5 protein-coding genes are annotated in these 3,437 nt (G+C 44.1%); all 5 read right to left on the reverse strand.

Annotation, left to right across the window (positions count from 1 at the left end; all coding sequences use genetic code 11):
• Window positions 1-89: 89 nt before the first annotated feature.
• Window positions 90-311, reverse strand: a complete 222-nt coding sequence (locus tag ACJMLT_RS03455) for a helix-turn-helix transcriptional regulator (protein ID WP_405726639.1) — start codon at window positions 309-311, stop codon at window positions 90-92.
• Window positions 312-632, reverse strand: coding sequence for a DUF6442 family protein (locus ACJMLT_RS03460; RefSeq protein WP_405726642.1), 321 nt, complete (start codon window positions 630-632; stop codon window positions 312-314). It abuts the gene before it with no gap.
• A gap of 133 nt (window positions 633-765) precedes the next feature.
• Window positions 766-1,956, reverse strand: a complete 1,191-nt coding sequence (locus ACJMLT_RS03465) for a phosphatidylinositol-specific phospholipase C/glycerophosphodiester phosphodiesterase family protein (protein ID WP_405726645.1) — start codon at window positions 1,954-1,956, stop codon at window positions 766-768.
• A 70-nt stretch (window positions 1,957-2,026) separates the two neighbouring features.
• Window positions 2,027-2,332, reverse strand: a complete 306-nt coding sequence (locus ACJMLT_RS03470; RefSeq protein ID WP_405726648.1) for a DUF1292 domain-containing protein — start codon at window positions 2,330-2,332, stop codon at window positions 2,027-2,029.
• A gap of 49 nt (window positions 2,333-2,381) precedes the next feature.
• Window positions 2,382-3,437 (reverse strand): helicase-related protein (locus ACJMLT_RS03475; RefSeq protein ID WP_405726651.1); only part of this gene is annotated, 1,056 nt, incomplete at its 5' end.

Genomic DNA, 3,437 nt, shown 5'->3' on the forward strand with positions numbered 1-3,437 from the left:
TTCTTAACATAATACATCACTTTAATAATAGTCCTCTTTCTTACAAAAAACAACAAAAAAAGTCTTAAGATTATCCGTTTCCAGAAATCTCAAGACTTTTCATCTTCAAAATAAAATAGTTCCTCAAACTTTTTATCCAAAGCAATACACAGAATCAGTGCCAGCTTTGCAGTTGGGTTGAACTGTCCTGTTTCAATAGAACTGATCGTATTTCTCGAAACACCAACCATTTCCGCCAAAGCACTCTGTGAAAGACCTTTTTCTGTTCTAGCATCTTTCAAATGATTTTTTAAAATCAATCCTTCATTCACTTATATTACCCCACTCAAAATGGCAATTGCATATTCTACAAAATCCTGAACTGCAAATACACCACACAAAATCGCATATTTTAATATCTTTTTATCTTCAAGAACTTTATACCGTCCATAGTGATACATTGCCATATAGGAAAAGTATACCATAAGAATTTCAGATGTGCTTCTTTTTCCAAAAAAATTTATGACTGCTATCGAAAATACGAGTACCATTAACACAGACATTGCTCTTTTCTCCGCCTGCTCTAAGCGGTATTCCACACCTTCGTCATAATTCTCTTCTCTGCTTTTTGCCAAAATTTTTTCTTTATCCATAATAGCACCTCCGTTATGCCAAGTTTTCTTGTCGTTTCAATTATAGCATTACCAAGTTTTCTTGTCAATATATATGACAAGTTTTCTTTGCAAAAAAAACAGGCTCTCCTACGAGAGCCTGTAAAATATCAGTTTATTTCTGCACCAGCGCAAGCATTTCTTCCACGGGCGCATACACCTCGCCGTCCACATAATAACACTGGATATCGCTTTCCTTGCCATTCACCAGCAATTTGAAATCCACCTTTTCTGTGATCAGGTGACCACTGCCATCCATCAGCATTTCATTGCCAAGGGACGTAAAGCTTCTGCCGATCTGCAGATTCAAAGTTCCTGCTTCTTTTTGATAATCTGCAGAAAAACCTTTTCCTGCCTTTGCCAGCTGACGCAGGGGCGCATAGGCTTTGCCGAAAATGTCCAATGTAGTAAAGGTCATTTCCTGTGTCCCAGCAGAAATGGTCTGCTCTGTCAGTTTTCGGCTGTTATCCACGCCGATCCAAGGCAGCTCATAGGGCTTGATACGATCCGTATAGATGCCGTCCACCCCAACTGCCAACAGGTTTTTCATAGTCAGATAACGATTCGTGGTATGGGCATAGACCTTCAGCCCTTTCGCCTTCAGCTTGCTGACATTTTCCTTTGTTGCCCTGTCCACATGAAGGGTCACAGTCTGGATCCCATTCGATATGCAGTAATTGGCAATATCATCGTAGTCAGGATTGTTATACAGATACAGGGTAAAGATCCAGTTTTCAAAGGGATGGATCGCCCTCACCCAATGGATCATTTCCTTGTTGTACAGCTGGGGAATGATCCGATCCAGCACTTCCGGATGCCCGATATTTTTTGCAATATTCACAATATCACGGAACTGTCTCTGTACCGTAGCCTTATCCGTATCCTTTGTATCCGTCACCAGATACATATCGGGGTATTCCGCCATCAGATACAGCAGGTCTACCGCTCTGAGGGGGGTCTGGTTGAAAATAATGGGGCTGTTCAGAAAGGTCTGGGAATCCATGACCACATCACCGGTGGTAGGGATATCCAGTCTGGCATAGGAGCCGTCCTTTTCAAAATCATGGCGCAGCACCAGCACACCATCGGAAGTATATGTAAAATCGCCTTCCACCACGCGGAATCCCTTTTCCCATGCGTTGATGAAAGCCTCTTTGGAATTTGTCTCGATTTTATTGTCCACTTCCCCAAATGCGTGGGCAATCAGCGGATTTCCGCTCTGCCAGTCCGCCGCAAGGGCAGGCTGCGCCGCAGAAACGGCAAACAGAGCCGCCAGCAAAAAAGCTGTCCGTCGGTTTCCTTTCATTTTTCATCTCTCCAATCTTTTCCAAAAGTAAAAAGCGGAAGTAGTCACCTACCTCCGCCTTTTTTCTTCATTAGTCTTCGTCGTCGAACAGATCGCTGAATGCTGCAGAAACTTTATCGAAGTCTTCATCGCTTTCGATGTTCAAGAGTTCAATGCCTTCTTCGTCTTCTTTGTATTCATACAGCAGAACAGTTTCATCTTCCAGAGGCAGCAGGGCAATATATTCTTTGCCTTCGATGCCGTCTACAGAGAACACACCCAGAATGCCGCATTCCATTTCTGTATCGTCATCCAGTGTCAGTGTTAATGTTTCCATTTCCATTTCTTCGTGTACGTGATCGTGATCGTGACCACAGCCGCAACCGCATTCGCTCATGATTGAGTCCTCCTTATATAGATCATTTTAGTGCGTTTTTGATTCTCTATCATAATAACCGAAAATCGCCTATTTCACAATTATTTTTTTGACTTTTTGCACGGTTCGCTTCTTTTTCCGCAAGTTTTTTTGCTTTCTTTGCAAAGAAGCCCATTTCGTCATCTTTTTTCTTTCCTTTTTTCTCCTTCTTTTCCTCTTTTTTCTGAGGTTTGGAAGAAGAGAAGAAATCATTTCTGTCTTTTTTCTGTTTCTTCCTTTTGGAGTCACCGCCGCCAACTTCGATAACGATGTCATCTTCCCAGTCGCCGAATTCGCCCCAGCCTTCGCCTTCCACCCATTTATCCTCAATGATGAGCTTTTTCTTCTTCATAGGTTTTACCACGTCTTTTTTGGTTTTCTGGCTGTCCACCAGTTTGCCGTAAGACATTTCCTTCTGTTCAAATTTCAGCCCCCACGCCTTTTCGTATTTATGCACCCATTTGCGTTCGTAGGGCGTTACGATGGTGATGGCTGTCCCTTCCAGACCTTTTCTGCCGCAGCGGCCTGCACGATGCAGATAGTGGGTGGGTTCTTCGGGCACATCCAGGTTGATGACATGGGTCACCCCTTCGATATCCAGCCCGCGGGAACCGATATCGGAAGCTACCAGCACGTTGATGCGGCCTTCACGGAAACCGTCCATGGCATTCTTTCTATCCATTTTGCTGGCCTGGCCGTAAATACCATCAGCCTTGATGCCGTGGTGGCAGAGTTTTTCCACTGTTACTTCGATATTTTCGGGATTATTCAGAAATACCATAGCCTTGGCAGGTTTTTCCCCTGCAAGGACTTTACGCAGATTCACGAATTTTTCTCTGTGGGCGGAAAGGATGTAATAATGCTTGATGCCCTTGGGCACAACGCCGCCGCTTTTCGCTTCCAGATCGATGCAGTCTTCCTTCATCATGCAGACTGCCTTTTCTTTCGCTTCCCCGCTGACGGAAGCAGACAACAGTACGATCTGTCTGTCTCTCAAAGTTGTTTTGATGACAGCCTCTACGTCTTCCACATTGCCATCATCCATCAGTCTGTCCCCTTCGTCCAGCACGATGGTTTTTACCAGATG

It is taken from the genome of Anaerotignum sp. (assembly GCF_045122575.1).
Taxonomy (GTDB): domain Bacteria; phylum Bacillota; class Clostridia; order Lachnospirales; family Anaerotignaceae; genus Anaerotignum_A.